The organism is Labilibaculum euxinicum, from assembly GCF_963678175.1.
Taxonomy (GTDB): domain Bacteria; phylum Bacteroidota; class Bacteroidia; order Bacteroidales; family Marinifilaceae; genus Labilibaculum; species Labilibaculum euxinus.
In genome coordinates this window covers 1,073,237-1,091,328 of sequence record NZ_OY782756.1, presented here as the reverse complement: position 1 = coordinate 1,091,328, position 18,092 = coordinate 1,073,237, and the positions used below count along the sequence as shown (strand labels likewise).

The window sequence follows — 18,092 nt, the reverse complement described above, 5'->3', positions numbered from 1 at the left end:
CTGTCAAGTAATTCCATTACTTAAAACACTCAGGAATGAAAAATATTCTAATCATTTGTCTCCTATTCATTGGGATACAAGCGCATTCACAACAAACTATAATACTGAAAGATACTGAAACCGGAGAGCCAATCCAGTATGCCCATTACCTATATCAGAATCAGAAAGGGACAAGCACTCCCGAAGGCGAAATATCAATCAAATTTATCGCTGCAGAAAAACTTCAAATTTCGCATGTAAACTATGGGAAACTTGAAATATCAGGCGACAGACTGCAGGAAGCAATTAAAAACGGAGTATTAACTCTCACCCAATCATACATTTCTTTGCTGCCAACAACTGTAATTGCAAGAGCAAACAGCTCTGCTAAAAGTGATATCATGAAGGTCCGCATCAGTGATAAACTATCGCACGACGCAGGTGATTTTTTGAGTCAGAGTGCCATGATTGGAGGCATCCGAAAAAGCGGAAGTTATGGTTTCGATCCCGTTCTTCGCGGCTTTAAATACGATCAGTTAAACCTGGTTATGGACAATGGGATGAGCGCAACTGCAGCTTGTCCAAACCGAATGGATCCTCCCGCAAGTCAAATTCCGATGAGCATGGTCGATCGGGTAGAAATTGTAAAAGGCCCGCATTCACTGCGATATGGAAATGCTTTTGGCGGCAGTATTCATTTTAAATCAGCACCTGCAAGTTTTAGCGAAACCACAAAAGCATTTGGCAGGGCAAGCGGCAGTTACGAAAGCAACGGAAATATCTTCCGCACAGAAGCCATGGCCGGAGCAAAAGGGAAATTCTATAACTTTGGCATTTACGGAGCCTACAGCGAAGGTGATGATTACGAAGATGGAAACGGCAACAAAACACCTTCCGGATTTAACCGGCGCAACATTGGAATGAGCAGCGTCTTTAAATTATCCGGTTCTCAGAGCATCAAGCTGTCGGCAAATAACAACTTTGCCAAGGATGTAGATTTTCCTGCTCTGAATATGGATTTGCGGGAAGATGATACCTGGTTGCTAAATCTTTCTCACAAAATCAACTTTAAGAACTCGAACTTTAGCTCTTTATCCACTTCATTTTACGGCTCTTTTGTTGATCACAGCATGGACAACCTGACAAAAGATTTGAATCCGAGAACGGTGAATGCAATCACTTTGGCAAAAACCAAAAACTATGGTGGCCGATCGGAGGCAAGGTTTCAGTTTAAGAACAGTTCTCTTTTTTCCGGTATCGACTACAAAGCGGAAGAAGCAGAGGGAACTCGTACCCGCGAAATGCTGATGGGGCCGAAAAGCGGGACAACCTTCTTCGATAATCTTTGGCAGGACAGTAAAATTTCCAAATTTTCATTGTTTGGAGAATATCATTTTGCATTGCAAGAGGTCTATTTTGTTGCCTCTACCCGTTTGGAACACAACAGTGCCAAGAGTAGAGAAATAACCACTGAATTTATAAATGCCAACTCAAAAAATCCATCTGACAAACTAAATGTTTCGGCAAGTTTTGGTGCCACTCACGATTTCTCGAAACAGATTAGAATGGGATTGTGGCTGGGAAGAGCCGAACGCAGCGGAAGCTTAACCGAACGCTTCATCAACTATTTAGCAGTTGATGTTGACCCGTACGAAAGAATTGGAAACGCAAAGCTGAAATCGGAGGTAAACTACCAGTTAGACTATAATTTTACCTGGAAAACTGATCAATCAGAATTGGACATCACCCTTTTTGCATCCATGTTAAGAGATTACATCAGTGCAGAAATCAGACCTGATTTATCGCCGAGACTAGCCACTGCTCCCGGTGTAAAACAATATTACAACATCGATAAAGCAGTTATGCGTGGCTTTGAATTTTCCTGGTATCAGAAAATCACATCTTCCATTTATCACAAGGTAAATGTTGCCTATACTTATGGAAAGAATATGGATTTCAATCAGCCCTTGCCTGAAATTCCTCCTCTTGATATCAGATATGCATTGGGAGCTTCCTTTTGCAGGAATAAGTTTCATCCGGAAATAATGATCCGACATGCTTTAAAGCAAAATAGAATATCAAATAATTACGGCGAAAGCAAAACACCTGCTTTTACTATAGCTGATATTAAAGCATCTTACGATTTTTCCGATAAAATCAAATTAATTGGTGGTGTAAGAAATCTTTTTGACGAAGCTTACTACGAGCATTTAAACAGGTCGGTAAAAGGCAGCAACAAGGCAATTTATGCTCCCGGGCGTAGTTTTTATCTGACTCTGGCAATTAGTTTGATGTAATTAATCAAATGTACCGATTGAATTATATATGTGATTCTTTCGGTATATTTTTACTCTCCCAATAGCACAATCCGTCCTTCCAAAACCGGTTTTACAAGCTTTAATTTTTTACAATATGCTTTTAGCACTTCAAAATCCTCAATTGCCTTGGGATTCAATTCATCAACCAAAACTTCAAACTCTCCGGTTAATTTACCCAAACTGTAATTGTTCAATGAAACCGTCAATAATTCCTCATCATCCAACTCTTTCCCGTCCCTCTCAACAATTATCTCATTATCGGCCGGTGAATATTTGTAACTAATTCCTGAAACCTGAAGCAACTGACCATTTTTATCTGCAGCATTCTCTTTTAAAAACTGTTTCAACACCTTCCCTTTAATCAGTATTTGACAAATTCTATTTCCAAAAGGCAGCAGCGAGCGAACAGATTTTAAAGTAAAATCTCCCACAGGTACATCAGCTCTTATTCCACCACCATTAATAATTCCCACATTGGAACTGTGCCATTCCCTAAATGCATCAGCAATTAAATTTCCGGCAAGGCTTTCGCCGGTAATCCCATCTTTAAAACGAAGAGGAACTTCTAACCGACCAATCTTTTCGGACAACTGCAATTCCATATCCTTTTTGTAATACAGCTCCATATCTCTCATATACTTCTCGGAAGTCACATCACTAGTTAAAGGAATAATTTCAACGAACGGTTTTTTATTCTTTTCCAGGCTCAATTTAGCAACTGAACTCATGTTTCCGGCAGTAGCAACAATCGGAACACTGCCTTTGTAAAAAATATTGCTTTCGTGCTCAAACTGCTCCTCAGTTAAAATCAAATCAATTTCAGGAAACTGCTCCAACAATTTCCGATTGGTTTCCAAATCTGTTTGGGTTATGAGTACCAAAAAATCAACATTCCCCATTTCAGGCTGAAGCTTAGAAACAGAAACAAATAAATTTTCCTGAACCACCAAATCATCATGAATACTTGTATTCATAGCATCGGTCAGGCCAATAAATCCAATTCGTAAACCGCCAATCTTTTTCACTAAAAAAGCAGGTAAATTCCCAAACACACCACCATCTCTGTTTTTAAGATTGGAACTAAACCACTGCGATTTGGATTTGGATAAAAGCTGAATGGTATGTTGTGCACCAAAATCAAATTCATGCTGTCCGAAATTGCAGATATCAACGGGAATCTCATTAAAAGCTTCAATCATTGGTTCGCCTCTGTACATTCCTCCAAACAGAACACCACCACACAAATCACCTCCATGAATTACCAAAGTGTTTGGATTAACCGTTCGTACCTCATCAACAATAGTTTTTAAGCGGGCAACACCACCTCGTCCTCCGTCAACATCATCTACCGGAAAAATTTGGTGAGCATCTGTAAAATACAGTAAGTCTACCTTTTGTGCATTCACACTTAGATTAAAAACAAAAAAAATAAGGAATGATATATTTCGGAACATCGGGAAAAATTTTTATTCAACCGAAAAGTAATAATAAATGCCTGTCTATTCAAATACAGCCTAGATATCAATCACTAAAATAATGTTAATTTCATTTTTGATCTTATCTCTAAAATGCTATCAATACGATAACTCTTTCATTCTTTCCATTTGAAAGTCATCATAAAAAGTATTAAAAAAATTTAAAAACCGAACTTGGAATTCTTATATTGCATAGCGTTTGCCATGAATAATAACGATTTGAAACGCATGAAATGTCCATTAGTAACAGTGCCTAAACAATTAAAATTTAAGTATTATGTATTCATATAAAAAACCCATCATACTATTTACCCTGTACTTCCTAATTATTCCTTACAATACATGGGCACAAAACGAAAAATTTAGAGATTGCTCTTTTTCCATCGAAGAAAGAGCCAATGACTTGATAAACAAACTTACTCTGGAGGAAAAAATATTTTTACTCGGTTTCAACTCTCCAGCCGTTGAACGCCTGCAAATACCTGCTTACAATTGGTGGAACGAGGGATTACACGGAGTTGCGAGAGCTGGAGAAGCAACCGTTTTTCCTCAGGCGATTGGTTTAGCTGCGACTTTTGATCCATTACTGGCTCAATCTGTTGCTGATGCTATTTCTACCGAAGCTCGTGCCAAGTATAATCTGGCTACAGCCAAAAACAGACGATTGCAGTATTTAGGAGTCAATTTTTGGACTCCAAACATCAATATTTTCCGCGATCCCAGATGGGGAAGAGGTCAGGAAACATACGGTGAAGATCCCTTTTTAACAGGAAAAATGGGAACCGCTTTTGTGAAAGGCCTGCAGGGCGATGATTCGGATCATTATAAAATTGCTGCCTGCGCCAAACATTTTGCTGCGCATAGTGGTCCTGAAGCAATCAGGCATACATTTAATGCAATTGTAGACGAAAAAGATTTAAGAGAAACCTACCTTCCGGCATTTAAAACTTTGGTGGACAATGGTGTTTCAGGCATTATGTGCGGATATAACCGCTTGAATGACGAGCCTTGCTGCACAAGCGAAAAACTTCTGGAAAATATACTTACAAAAGAATGGGGCTTTAAAGGGCAAATAACTACAGATTGCTGGGCATTGGAAGATATTTGGCTGCGACATAAAAGCATTCCTACCAGCGTTGAAGTAGCAGCAGAAGCAATTAAAAAAGGAGTGAATATGGACTGCTCCAACTTACTTCAAGACGATGCACTTGAAGCAATAAAAAAAGGATTAATCAGCAAAGCTGACATTGATAAATCAATTTATCCTACAATCATCACTCAACTTAAATTGGGTTTATATGATGATCCCGGGAATTCGCCCTATGCAAATTTTGGTCTGGATAGTATAAACAATTCCTATCACACACAGCTGGCACTTAAGGCTGCAGAAAAGAGCATGGTACTTCTTAAAAACAATGGTGTTTTGCCTTTAAGTAAAGATAAAATTGGCTCCATAATGGTAGCCGGTGAAAACGCTGCTAACATCAGTACTTTGGTTGGCAACTACCATGGCATGTCGGGCAATATGGTAACCTTTGCCGAAGGTATTGCAAAAAAAGCGGGACCGGAAACAGCAGTACAATATGATTTTGGTTGCAGTTATGCAGATACCACCCGCTTTGGTGGAATTTGGGCAGCAGAAAATTCTGATGCCACGATACTCGTTCTTGGACTTACTCCCTTGTTTGAAGGTGAAGACGGTGATGCTTTTCTATCTAAAAACAGCGGAGACAAAGCTGATTTAAGCATTCCTTACTCCCATCTGGTTTATCTGAAAAAAATGAGAAAATCTCATAACAAACCAATTGTTGTTGTTTTAACAAGTGGGAGTGCTGTTGATGTTCAGGCAGTAGAACCATATGCAGATGCAATCATCCTTTCATGGTATCCGGGAGAGCAAGGCGGCAACGCATTAGCAAATATTATTTACGGAGATATCTCCCCATCGGGAAAATTACCTCTGACCTTCTATAAATCTATCGATGATGTGCCTCCATTCACCGATTACAGTATGAAAAACAGAACCTATCGTTATTTTAACGGTGAGGTAGCTTATCCTTTTGGATTTGGGTTAAGCTATACTCATTTTAATTATCGCTGGGCTCAAAAACCTTCTAACCAATACAAAAAGAATGAGCAGATATCGCTTCAAATTGATGTGATAAACACGGGAAATTGGGATGCGGATGATGTTGTTCAAGTGTATGTTGAATTCCCTAAAATGGAGCGAATGCCAATTAAAGAACTAAAAAACTTTAAGAGAGTCTCTTTACAGGCAAATACCTCAAAAACAATAAGCCTGAGCATTGATATTAATGACCTCAAAAAATGGGATTTACAACATGAACAATGGCTGCTGTACAAAGGAGATTATAAAATACTCATCGCAAAAAATGCAGCCGAAACAGTTCTGGAACACACATTCACAATAAAATAAATACAGGTACTGGTTTTATACACAAAACATTTCATAAAATAATACAAGAAACTAGTCTTCTAAATGGGAAATACACCTATTTAAGACTCCTTATACTCCCGGTTAATTTAATCAAAATCTCATTTTGACAGTATCGTTGATTTGATAACTCTCTCTTTCAGCTTATTTATTAAATCATCATAAAAAGTATTTTTAATTTTAAAAATCCTGAACTTGGAATTCTTATATTGCATAGGGTTTGCTATGAATTAATAAAGATTTAAAACACATGAAGTCTGATAAAGAGAAAGATATAACAACCAAAAACTTGAGCGTTTTAGAGGTTTTAAATAAACATTTAGAGGACTATCTGAACCTATTGGAACAAAGCCTGACAACAGAAGGCCTTTCTCTGCTTATTCTAAAAGAATTTATAGAAGTAAGCAATTTCTTTATTTCTATTGGTGATCAGGAATACAACAAAGCACAAACCGATAAAAATCCGGATTTTAAAAAAATATATATTCTGAATTATCTTTTGCCGGAGTCGTTTAAAAATACGATGCTGATACATCGAGATGTATTGTTACAGCTTCAAATTTCAAAAAATAAAAAACAAGAATCTCTGGTCGATGATCAGACTGTTCAGCATCACTTAAAAGAATCCAAAGCAATTTTAGAAAAAGCAATCAACTCCTTTGCTCAGAAAATTAGCGCAGAACTAAATCCGGCTCAACAAACCGATAAAAAAAGAAAGAAACATATTTCCAAAACCAAACACCAGCAAAATCCATGGGAAGTTTACAAAAATCAATTTCTAACGGTGCAAAATCAAGCCAAAGAAATTGAGAAATCAACTCATACTTTATCCAATATCATTCTTGTTTTTAAAGATATTAAAAATCATACCCAAAACATTTGCACAACGCTTATCAGTGAACTTGAAAATTCTAAACAAACCATAAGTAAAGTGTTGGATTCTGTTCAGAATTTGGATGAAATTGTTAAAACTGCAGACACCATTTCACTAATTGAAGATATTCTGGATGATTTAGAGGTAACAAATACAGAACAAGAAACCTATGCCTTTGATATTGAATTAAAAATTGCTTCGCTCGAAGAAAACAGCATTCCTGTTGCAAGTGAAGATGGTTTATTACTCATTAAAAAAATAGACTTTAATAAATCGGCTAAAAAGTGGCTGAACTATATGCTGCTTCCCGATATGATCGAGCTGTGGCAAAACAGGACAAATCTGCTTGCTTTTTATAAACACAGTTTAATAAATTTAAAGAGCAGTTTAACTTTACTAAAAAACAACAACACACTTGAAACACTGCCTTCTCAGGTTCAAAGCATACAAAACTTACTGCGCTCGGCCAATACAAATGAAAATTTGCAGAGGAAGATAATTGGTTTGGTACAAGAAAAATTTAGTGCCGAATTCTTAGTCTCAAATATTTATCAAACAGAAGATTTTCTAAGAGTTTCTTTGCAATCATCAATAACTCAACTCACATCTTCAAAAAACAAATTCTTACTTGAAGTAGAAAAAAAATTTAAAAATATCCTTTCCTTTTTTAGCAGAACATACGAAATCAGTACCGCTGATAATCCGTTTATGAAATTAGAGGCATCGTCAAAATGCATTGAATACAGAACATTTAAAGCATCTAACGTTCATTACGATACTCTTTTTTTAAATAAGAATTTTATTGGAGATTTATTTTTCGTTCCGCGCGAAACCGAAAAACAAAAACTACAGGAAACCTTAAGTCTATGGAAAAAAGGACACAACAAAGCAGTCCTTGTTGTAGGAAATAGTTTAAGCGGGAAATCTACTTTTATTGAAAGCGCTGCAAAAGATCATTTTGACAAACAAAGTATTTTTCTCGAAGTTGACAGTACTATTTCCGTTGAAGGAAGAAAATTTACAACCACCAAAAACCTTGCAGAGGCTCTTCAGCATATTAAGAAACACACCTATAATTTCCATCCTTTATTGGTAATTGATAATCTGGAACTCTGGAGAGACAAAAACCACAGTTTATTGGATAATGTACGAGCCGCCATAGAATTCGTGGAATCGGAATCCGATCAGGTTTTCGTTATCATGACTACTTCAAATGCCATGCAGTCTCATTTGGATAAAAGACTTCCTTTTTCCAATTCGTTCAGCTCTATTATTGATGTTAACAAAGCAAAAACTGACGAAATACACAAAGCCATATTATTGCGGCATGGTGCCTCGCACCGAAGTTTGGTGACGGAAAAAGGACTTCCCCTGCTCAATAAACAACTGGAGCTTTACGTACAAAAGTTGTGTAAAAATTACGACAATAATATGGGCGAAGTATTGCAGGCATGGACCTATGCAATTACTACTGCGGATGATCATAAAGTAATTTTTGAAGAAAAAGAGTATGATTTTGAAGACTTTTTCACTCCCGAAGAAATTATTATTCTTAAATATGTATTATTATACAAACACATTAACGAAATTGTATTGAAAAACCTTTTGGGAAATCGATACAACATCTCCTATAAATCAGGATTAAAACGTTTAACAAACACCAAAGTATTTCTTCGAAACACAGAGGGAAATCTTGTTTTAAACCAAGTATTGTACCACAATATTCGTGAAATTCTAAAATACAGAGGAACACTCAACTAAATGGAAAATATCGAAACATTATACACCTGGAGCGGTTTACTAGGCCTGCTTGTACTGCTGGCAGTCTGTTATTGGATACTAAAGCTGCTAACATACATTGGAGAGCGATTTGCTAAAAAAAACGTAACCAACAAAAAAATAATAAGCTTTTTAAAAAAAGGCATGTTGTTTTACAAACCTATTGCAATATCCTTTTTACTACTCGATTTTATATCTATCAATTACATTACACATAGTATTCTGTTGGTTTTTATAAGTCTTTTTGGTTTCTACTATATCAAAAACTTCGTGAGCGGAATTTTTTTTAGGGCAAACCCTCTGGTGAGCAAAGACGCATTTATCACAATTGGGGATTTTAAGGGAGAAGTTAAGAGTCTGCAATCCTTCGGATTAATCATTAATGCCGAATATGGAGAACGATTTATTAATTACACCGAAATTGAAAATTTAGGATTTGCGATCTACTCAAATGTGAATACCAAATTACGACAAACACTTTACCTGCGTACACAATTAACAAAAGAACAGGTTTTAAATCTGATTTTTGACAATCCAATTTTAGATTTCGGACAAAAACCTACCATAAAGAACAGTGAAATTCCTCAGGTATTTAAATTTCAGTACACACTCGAAAATGGTGCTGCCACAGAAGATTTAACTGCCTTTTTACATGAAATACAGATTGAAACAAGTGTAACAAACAATTTTAAGTAACAACTATGGAAATCATTTCATCCTATAATTTGATTATTGAAGTATCCATAATCATCATTTTATCTTTTTTATTCAATGGATTGTCCAGAAAAACAAATATCCCTGCAGTACTGATGCTCATCGTACTGGGGGTTGGGTTGCAATATATTTTAAAATATTTCAATGCAGAAGCATTAAATTTCTTTCCTATTCTTGAAGTTTTGGGAATTGTTGGATTAATTATGATTGTGCTGGAAGCGGCTCTTGAACTGGAACTGAAAAGAGAGAAATTAGTTCCCATCCTAAAATCATTTACTGTTGCCTTAACCGGCCTTATTTTGTCAACTTGGGCCGTTGTATTGATTCTCTACAATTTCATTCCCGGAATGACCATGGAATCGGCCTGGCTTTACGCAACCCCATTGTCCATACTATCCAGTGCCATTATCATACCAAGCGTATCAGGTTTAAATGCAGGCAAAAAAGAATTTCATATCTACGAAAGTACTTTTTCGGATATAATGGGCATTATGATGTTCTATTTTTTAACCGGAAAATTAAATCCCGCCGAAGATAGCGGAGTAACAGGTTTTGCAGGAAACATTCTGCTCACCATCATTATCTCCCTGATAGCCAGTTATGCAATTATTTTAATTTTTCAACGCATAAAAAGCAAGGTAAAACTCTTTTTACTAATAGCCGTACTGTTACTACTATATGCACTGGGCAAAAAAATGCACCTTTCTTCGCTTATTATTATCCTGATATTTGGATTAGTGATTGCGAACATGAAACTTTTTTTCAAAGGAAAACTCTCAAAATTAATTGATTTCGAAAAAGCACATCATATCTACAATGAGTTGCATACAATCACAGCAGAAACAGCCTTTGTTGTACGAACCTTTTTCTTTGTAATTTTCGGACTTTCGATTGCCATTTCTTCCTTACTGAGTTTAAACGTAACAATAGTAAGCTTTCTGATTTTGATTTCAATTTATACGATACGATACGTTATTCTGCGCATTTTTGCAGGAAAAGATATACTGCCGCAATTATTTGTAGCTCCTCGTGGCTTAATCACCGTACTTTTATTTTACAGCATACCTTCCGAAGCACAAATTGAAGATTTTGAGCCGGGAATATTGCTTTGTGTAATCATTGGAACCAGTTTAATTATGACTTTCGCAATGATTTACGACAAGTACCGAAACACAATGGCCATAAATATAGCCTTAGACAGAAAAGTAGAAAGCGTAAAATGGAAAGCACCAAGCATTGATGATGTAAAATAAGTAAATACCTCTTGAGCAGAAAAAATAAAAATGAATTTCATGGTGTTTATTTAGGAATTGGGCGCAATTAAAAATAAAATATGGTCGGAGGAACAATATTTTTAATAGTCTGGGTATTAATTACGACTTATTATCCTAATGGCTGTAATCAATTCGGAGGAAAAACTACCTATATCAAAAACTATTGCAATTAAACTGAACACACTGCCCTAAACAGACTGATACTATGGGATGGAATATAGTATAGTTAAATTACCTAAAACGGAATTGGAGAATAGAAATTGTCGATCTCCTTATATTCTTAGTTGAATATTGAGATAAAATAAAAAGCATCACATAGATTTCTACAGATTAGTTAAAAACTACACCATATAAAAATTATTTTACGATAACATACTTATTTTACAGCAATGAAAATCAACTTGATAAATAAGAATTTATTTGTAAATTAGATTATGGCAATGATTTTTAACTCCCTTAAGAAGATCTTATCTAAACCGTTGGGTGAGATTTTTTCCGTATCCCGGATTCTAAAAAATAGAAACTGGGAAAATAATAGTCTTTATTTGGATTTGGTGAAAAACTCATTGGTGGGTTTGTATCAAACAACACCAGAAGGGCAAATCATCTATGCAAATCGAGCAATTTTAAAAATGCTGAAGTATGACTCATTGGAAGATTTAGTTAAAAAAAACCTGTCAAAGGGATGTTATGCAGACAATAATAAGAGAGAAGTTTTCAAGAAAATACTGGAAGAAAAAGGTGAAATAATTAATTTTCAATCTGAATGGTACACAAAAGACGGTGATATTATTTATGTAAAAGAAGGAGCTCGTATTGTAAGGGATGTTAATGGAAAAATCTTTAGGTACGATGGTTATATAGATAATATTACAGATTTTAAACTGACCCAAATGAGTTTAATTAAGGCTACACAAGAAGCTGAAGAGGCCAGCAAATTGAAATCGTCTTTTTTAACAAATATGAGTCATGAAATCCGAACACCAATGAATAGTATTCTTGGGTTTTCAGAAATACTTGAAGATTCTGTTTTATCAAAAGAAGATCATCTGAGATATATTGATGCTATTCAGCAAAGTTCTATTAGAATGTTAAATACAATAGATGAGCTTATTCAAATGTCAAAGTTAGATGCTGATTGTTTGGATATTTATATTGAAGATATTAATGTTAAGAATGTAATTGAGGACATGTATGTTCTGTATAAACCTGAAGCTGATGCTAAAGGCATCGAATTTTCATATAAAAATAATCATAAGGCAAAAGAAATAATTATTTTCTCGGATAAAGAAAAAATAACAGTAATACTTAGTAAGTTGATTTCAAAAGCTATTAAATATACAAACCAGGGAAGTGTAGAATTTGGATTTAATTTTAAAACCAAAACGAACGAGATTCAATTTTATATTAAAGACACAGGTATTGGTATTTCTTCGGAGAACCAAGAACTTATTTTTGAGCATTTTTACCGTATTGATAATGGAAGAGAAATAATTTATGAAGGAGCTGGCTTAGGCTTAACTATTGTTAAAGAATACGCCAAAATACTTGGAGGTAAAATAAGGGTCGAATCAGTAGAAGGAAAAGGATCTCAGTTTTACTTTGTTTTACCAATCCACTAATTATTTTCGACTTGATCCCTTGATCTATCCAAATTTAATAACCCTACTTTCCCCCATTCGTTCCCCCAAAAAAACAAAACCCTCCTAAACATTGCTGTTTAAGAGGGTTATTGTACCCGGGGCGGGACTTGAACCCGCACGGCCGTGAAGCCACTGGATTTTAAGTCCAGCGTGTCTACCAATTCCACCACCTGGGCATCCTTTCGGATTTTGAGCGAGAAACGAGACTCGAACTCGCGACCCCAACCTTGGCAAGGTTGTGCTCTACCAACTGAGCTATTCTCGCATTGTGCTTTTAAAAGTGAACCGTTGTTCTCTCAATTGCGATGCAAATATATGCGTATTTTTTGATTCTGCAAAGGAAAAAAACCTTTTGACTCATTTTTTTTCAATCATCATAAAAGACATTACAAGAATCCTGAATCTGACTCCTTGAAATTCAGGCACTACCCATCAAAAGCCTTTGTATATGGGACACTCACATTTTTTATCTTTTTTTACAATCCGGATATCTTTTTTATCTCATTCAACTTATTTAGAGCCTCAATTGGTGTCAGATTATTAATATCCAGATCCGAAATTTCGTTTCTGATTTGCAGAAGTACCGGATCGTCGAGTTGAAAAAAGCTCATTTGATAACCTTCCCGCTGTTGAGCGATCTCACCTACTGGTTTGGCGAGCGATTCTCCATTTTGTTTTCCTTCCAGCTGAAGTAATATTTCATCAGCTCGTTTCACAACGGATTTGGGCATTCCGGCCATACGTGCCACATGAATACCAAAGCTGTGATTGGATCCTCCGGAAACTAACTTTCTCAGGAAAATAACCTTATTGTTGACTTCTTTCACCGAAACATTGAAATTCTTCACTCGGGAGAATGATTTCTCCATCTCGTTAAGCTCATGGTAGTGCGTTGCAAATAATGTTTTGGCTCTGCTGTTACTATTCTCGTGAATGTATTCCACAATCGACCAGGCGATAGAAATCCCGTCATAAGTGCTTGTACCCCGTCCCAATTCATCAAACAAAATCAAACTCCTTGATGAAAGGTTGTTAAGAATACTGGCAGCTTCATTCATTTCCACCATAAAAGTAGATTCACCCAATGAAATGTTATCCGAAGCACCCACACGGGTGAAAATCTTATCAACACAACCAATATTTGCTTCCTTAGCCGGCACAAAACTCCCAATTTGCGCCATTAAAACAATTAGTGCAGTTTGTCGGAGCAGAGCCGACTTACCCGCCATATTTGGCCCTGTAATAATAATTACCTGTTGCGATTCATTGTCCAGATAAACATCATTGGCAATGTATTTTTCGTCGATTGGCAGTTGCTTTTCAATAACAGGATGTCTTCCCTGCTTGATATCAATTACCTGAGAATCGTTAATGCCCGGACAATTGTAATGGTTCTCTTTTGCCAGTTTCGCAAAAGACAGCAAACAATCCAATCGCGCTATCATGGCCGCGTTTAACTGAATGGTAGAAATATAATCTGCAATACCCAGAACCAGTTCGTTATACAAACGGGTTTCCAAAGCCAGTATTTTTTCTTCGGCTCCCAATATTTTCTCTTCGTAATCCTTTAATTCCTGAGTAATGTAGCGCTCAGCACTAACTAAAGTTTGCTTTCTGATCCATTCTTCAGGAACCTTGTCTTTGTGAGTATTTCTTACCTCAATATAGTATCCAAACACATTATTAAACGCAATTTTAAGAGAGGTAATACCTGTTCTTTCAATCTCACGCATCTGCATTTGCAGTAAATAATCTTTACCCGAGAACGATATCTTCCTTAAATCATCCAGTTCTTCGCAAACCCCATCAGCAATTACACCGCCTTTGCTAACCATGTTTGGCGGATCAGCATGAATTTCCTTTTCAACCTTTTCCCGAACCGAAGCACAAGGATTTAACTGATCCCCTATTTTTAGTAAGCCATCATTACCACTACTCAAACAATAGTTTCGGATAGGTTCAATGGCAATCAGGGCATTTTTTAGCTGAACAATTTCCCGCGGACTGACTCTGCCCACAGCAACCTTGGAAATAATCCGTTCCAAATCTCCGATTTGCTGTATTTCATCCCCTATGGAATGAGAAACCTTTTCATTCCCGAAAAAATGATTCACAACACTCAGGCGATCATTAATACTCGCCGAATCCTTTAAGGGAAGAGCAATCCACCTTTTTAAAAGACGTGCTCCCATTGGCGATAAGGTTTTATCCATTACACCCGAAAGTGTACTTGCTCCATCGTTTAAGGCTCCAAACAGCTCTAAATTCCGAACTGTAAATTTATCCAGCCACACGTATTTGTCTTCCTCTATCCGCGAAAGCTGAGTTACATGAGCTGCCTGACTGTGTTTTGTGATATCCAGATAATGCAAAACGGCACCCGAGGCAATGATTCCATTTCGTAGAGTCTGAACGCCGAAGCCTTTCAACGAACTTGTCTCAAAATGACGAAGCAACCTGTCCTTAGCCGCACTTTCGGTAAAAACCCAGTCATCCATGGTGAAAGTATAAAACTTACCACCAAATAATTCATGAAAGATTTTCTCTTTACCTCTCTGATACAAAACCTCTTTTGGCTGAAAATTGCCCAATAATTTATCGATATACTCAAAACTTCCTTCGGCAGTTAAAAACTCACCTGTTGAGGCATCTAAAAATGCGATCCCGGCTGAATTTTTTTCCATATGAATACAGGCAAGAAAATTATTCTCCCGATGCTCCAAAACGTTGTCATTATAGGATACCCCTGGAGTTACCAATTCAACAATGCCACGTTTAACCAACGTTTTGGTTTTCTTCGGATCTTCCAATTGCTCACATATGGCCACACGCATGCCTGCCCGAACCAATTTAGGCAGATAAGTATCTATAGAATGATGTGGAAATCCCGCCAGCTCAACATAGGATGCCGATCCGTTAGCACGCTTAGTCAGGGTAATGCCTAAAATTTCAGAAGTGCGAATTGCATCATCAGAAAATGTTTCGTAAAAGTCACCAACCCGAAACAGCAAAATAGCATCAGGATGTTTATCCTTCATCTGATAATACTGCTTCATTAATGGGGTTTCAACGGCTTTTCTAGCTTGTACCAAGGAGTTAATATATTTAGAGGTTACGCAATTTTTTATCTTTCCCGAACAAATATAATCATTCCGATTTAGAGATCAGAAAATAAAAATCATAACAAATCTCATAAATTTTTGTGCTGACATTTTCTTAATTTACATATAAAAAAAATCTACACCTTTAAATCAGGCGTTTGAAAGTAACAATCCATTTAGCATCTTAAATTTAGGATTCACATTCCAAAAATCCCTTCATAAAAAACAATCAACTATTTATCGTTTTTTAGCCACTTTATTATAAATTTATGAGACGCAGAACACACTAACTAACGACACTCACATGAAAAATATTCTAATTATTGGCGCAGGTCTTTCATCAACCAGCTTAATACAATATTTATTAAAGCATTCGGAAAAAAATAATTGGAAAATTACTGTTGGCGATATGTCGTTAGAGTCTGCCCAAAAGAAAATTAACAACCATCCCAACGGAACAGCACTTCGGTTTAATTTAAAAGATTTAGAACAAAGGGCTGAAGAAATTTCGACGGCAGACATTGTTGTGAGTATGGTTCCGGCCTCTATGCACATTATTGTTGCGAAAGAGTGTTTGCGCCATAGAAAACACATGCTGACGCCATCATATGTTTCCTCTGAAATGATGGAATTGGATGAAGAAGCCAAAGAAAAAGGGCTGTGTTTTTTGAATGAACTCGGTGTTGATCCAGGATTGGATCACATGTCTGCCATGAAAATTATCGATCAGATAAAGGATCGTGGTGGAAAAATTAAAACATTTAAATCGTTTTGCGGTGGCTTAGTCGCTCCTGACTGCGACAACAACCCCTGGAATTATAAATTTTCATGGAATCCAAGAAATGTAGTTGTTGCGGGACAAGGAACAGCACAGTTTAAAGAAAATAACCATTACAAATACATTCCCTATCACAAATTATTTTCTACTCTTACCAAAACTCAAATTACAGGTTATGGCGATTTTGAAGTTTATCCAAACAGAGATTCGCTGCAATATTGTGAATTATACGGACTGAATAACATTCCAACCATTATGCGGGGAACCATGCGAAGACCTGGTTATTCGGAGGCATGGAACGTTCTGGTTCAATTGGGCTGCACCGACGATACGTATATAATGAAGGACTCTCACAAATTAACTTATCTCGATTATTTATTGAGTTTTCTGCCCGATAGTGAAAAATCCACTGAGGAAAACTTAGCCGATTTTACACACATCGATGTCAACTCTGTAATAATGACAAAACTAAAATGGCTTGGATTGTTTTCTGATGAAGTTGTTGCTTTAAAAAATGCCACTCCAGCCATGATTCTTCAGAAAATTTTGGAACAAAAATGGGCTCTCGAACCTACCGACAGAGATTTACTGGTTATGCAGCATCTGTTTGATTTTGAAATCAACGGAGAAAGGAAACGAATTACTTCTTCAATGACTTATGAAGGAACCGACCGCGAACACACCGCCATGTCGTATACTGTTGGAACTCCTTTAGCGATAGCAACAAAACTATTGGCCAAAGATAAGATTCATTTGAAAGGAGTTCATATCCCAACCTTACCTGAACTTTACAAACCAATTCTTACTGAACTTGAAAATTTGGGCATAAAATTTATTGAAGAAGAAACTGTTTTGTAGGCACTTCAGTATAATTAATTGCGTTTTTCACCTAAGATCATTCTCTTTTTTATATTTTTGATCTGCATTAATTATACGAAAATACATGTCCCGAATAGTTCAATTTACTTTTTTAGTGAGTCTTTTCACTCTTAATTCCTGTACAGTAAAAAATCAAATATCAACCTATTGGCAAAATGAGAGAAATTTCAATTCCGAAATATATTCAACAACAGAGGCAAACTATTACAATGCCGAAGACCAAATAAGTGTTAAGGTTTTCAACAACGATAAATTTATCGATATTATTCTTGAGACAAATTCAACAAATACACTTAGGAAAATATACAATCTTGGACTTAGTATTTGGATTGATCCAGAAGCAAAACTTCAAAACAATTTTGCCATTAACTTTCCAATGCCGGCTGAATTTCCTTTTACAGAAGAAAAATTTGAAAATTATTTATCCCGTTTTTCACTAACAGAATTAAATGAGGAATTTTGGGATCGTTTCCAACTTTTCGAGGTTGTTAACGCGAAAAAAAATGAAAGTCTTTCTATAAGTACTCTGCAGGAAGACGATACCTATCAGGTAAAGCTAAGTTCGAAAAACGAAGTTCTATTTAGTTATCACCTTCGAATAGCAATGAGTGAATTTTACTCCAAAAACCTGTCGGGCAATGAAATAATAGGCATTGGAGTTGCAAGTATTAATGAAGCAAATGAGGAATATTATTCCGCTTTAAGCAGTAAAGAATACATTAATAAACGCATGGAAAGATTAAAAGCCGGCACCAATCAAAACCCTTATGAACTCGCGGAATGGTGGGTGAAATTTAAACTATCAACCGAGTCGGAACAGTAG

General features: G+C 36.3%; 10 protein-coding genes and 2 tRNA genes. 8 read left to right on the top strand and 4 right to left on the bottom strand.

Going from position 1 to position 18,092, the window contains the following annotated elements; genetic code table 11:
- The first annotated feature begins 35 nt into the window (after positions 1-35).
- Positions 36-2,276, top strand: a complete 2,241-nt coding sequence (locus ACY0M5_RS04730; protein ID WP_461630968.1) for a TonB-dependent receptor domain-containing protein — start codon at positions 36-38, stop codon at positions 2,274-2,276.
- Between the two features lie 50 nt (positions 2,277-2,326).
- Here ACY0M5_RS04730 and ACY0M5_RS04725 read toward each other — a convergent pair whose 3' ends face one another.
- Positions 2,327-3,751, bottom strand: coding sequence for a bifunctional metallophosphatase/5'-nucleotidase (locus ACY0M5_RS04725; protein ID WP_124994046.1), 1,425 nt, complete (start codon positions 3,749-3,751; stop codon positions 2,327-2,329).
- A 298-nt stretch (positions 3,752-4,049) separates the two neighbouring features.
- Between ACY0M5_RS04725 and ACY0M5_RS04720 the strand changes: the two genes are divergently transcribed.
- The 5 genes from ACY0M5_RS04720 to ACY0M5_RS04700 all read left to right on the top strand — a co-directional run bounded on the left by ACY0M5_RS04720 (position 4,050) and on the right by ACY0M5_RS04700 (position 12,490).
- The gene (locus ACY0M5_RS04720) at positions 4,050-6,209 is read left to right on the top strand and encodes a glycoside hydrolase family 3 N-terminal domain-containing protein (RefSeq protein WP_461630967.1); all 2,160 of its coding nucleotides are present in this window, start codon (positions 4,050-4,052) and stop codon (positions 6,207-6,209) included.
- A gap of 268 nt (positions 6,210-6,477) precedes the next feature.
- Positions 6,478-8,862 (top strand): ATP-binding protein, encoded by a 2,385-nt coding sequence (locus ACY0M5_RS04715; RefSeq protein WP_461630966.1) that lies wholly within the window; start codon positions 6,478-6,480, stop codon positions 8,860-8,862.
- Entirely contained in the window at positions 8,863-9,576 is a 714-nt protein-coding gene (locus tag ACY0M5_RS04710) for a hypothetical protein (protein ID WP_124994043.1), read from the top strand.
- A 5-nt stretch (positions 9,577-9,581) separates the two neighbouring features.
- Positions 9,582-10,847 carry a cation:proton antiporter domain-containing protein gene (locus ACY0M5_RS04705; RefSeq protein WP_124994042.1) on the top strand — a complete coding sequence of 422 codons (1,266 nt, stop codon included), beginning with the start codon at positions 9,582-9,584 and terminating at the stop codon, positions 10,845-10,847.
- Between the two features lie 461 nt (positions 10,848-11,308).
- The gene (locus tag ACY0M5_RS04700) at positions 11,309-12,490 is read left to right on the top strand and encodes a PAS domain-containing sensor histidine kinase (RefSeq protein WP_461630965.1); all 1,182 of its coding nucleotides are present in this window, start codon (positions 11,309-11,311) and stop codon (positions 12,488-12,490) included.
- Positions 12,491-12,603: 113 nt separating this feature from the next.
- On the opposite strand, the gene ACY0M5_RS04695 is transcribed toward ACY0M5_RS04700, so the two are convergent.
- From ACY0M5_RS04695 to mutS, 3 genes are all read right to left on the bottom strand, one after another.
- Positions 12,604-12,687 (bottom strand) — tRNA-Leu (locus ACY0M5_RS04695).
- 16 nt (positions 12,688-12,703) lie between these two features.
- A tRNA-Gly gene (locus ACY0M5_RS04690) sits at positions 12,704-12,776 on the bottom strand.
- A 211-nt stretch (positions 12,777-12,987) separates the two neighbouring features.
- On the bottom strand, positions 12,988-15,567 hold the full coding sequence (gene mutS, locus ACY0M5_RS04685) for a DNA mismatch repair protein MutS (protein WP_461630964.1): 2,580 nt from the start codon (positions 15,565-15,567) through the stop codon (positions 12,988-12,990).
- Between the two features lie 310 nt (positions 15,568-15,877).
- Here mutS and ACY0M5_RS04680 point away from each other — a divergent pair, with 310 nt between their 5' ends.
- Both ACY0M5_RS04680 and ACY0M5_RS04675 read left to right on the top strand, forming a co-directional pair.
- Positions 15,878-17,248 (top strand): saccharopine dehydrogenase C-terminal domain-containing protein, encoded by a 1,371-nt coding sequence (locus ACY0M5_RS04680; RefSeq protein ID WP_461631693.1) that lies wholly within the window; start codon positions 15,878-15,880, stop codon positions 17,246-17,248.
- A gap of 85 nt (positions 17,249-17,333) precedes the next feature.
- Complete coding sequence (locus ACY0M5_RS04675; RefSeq protein WP_461630963.1) at positions 17,334-18,092, top strand: hypothetical protein; 759 nt, start codon at positions 17,334-17,336, stop codon at positions 18,090-18,092.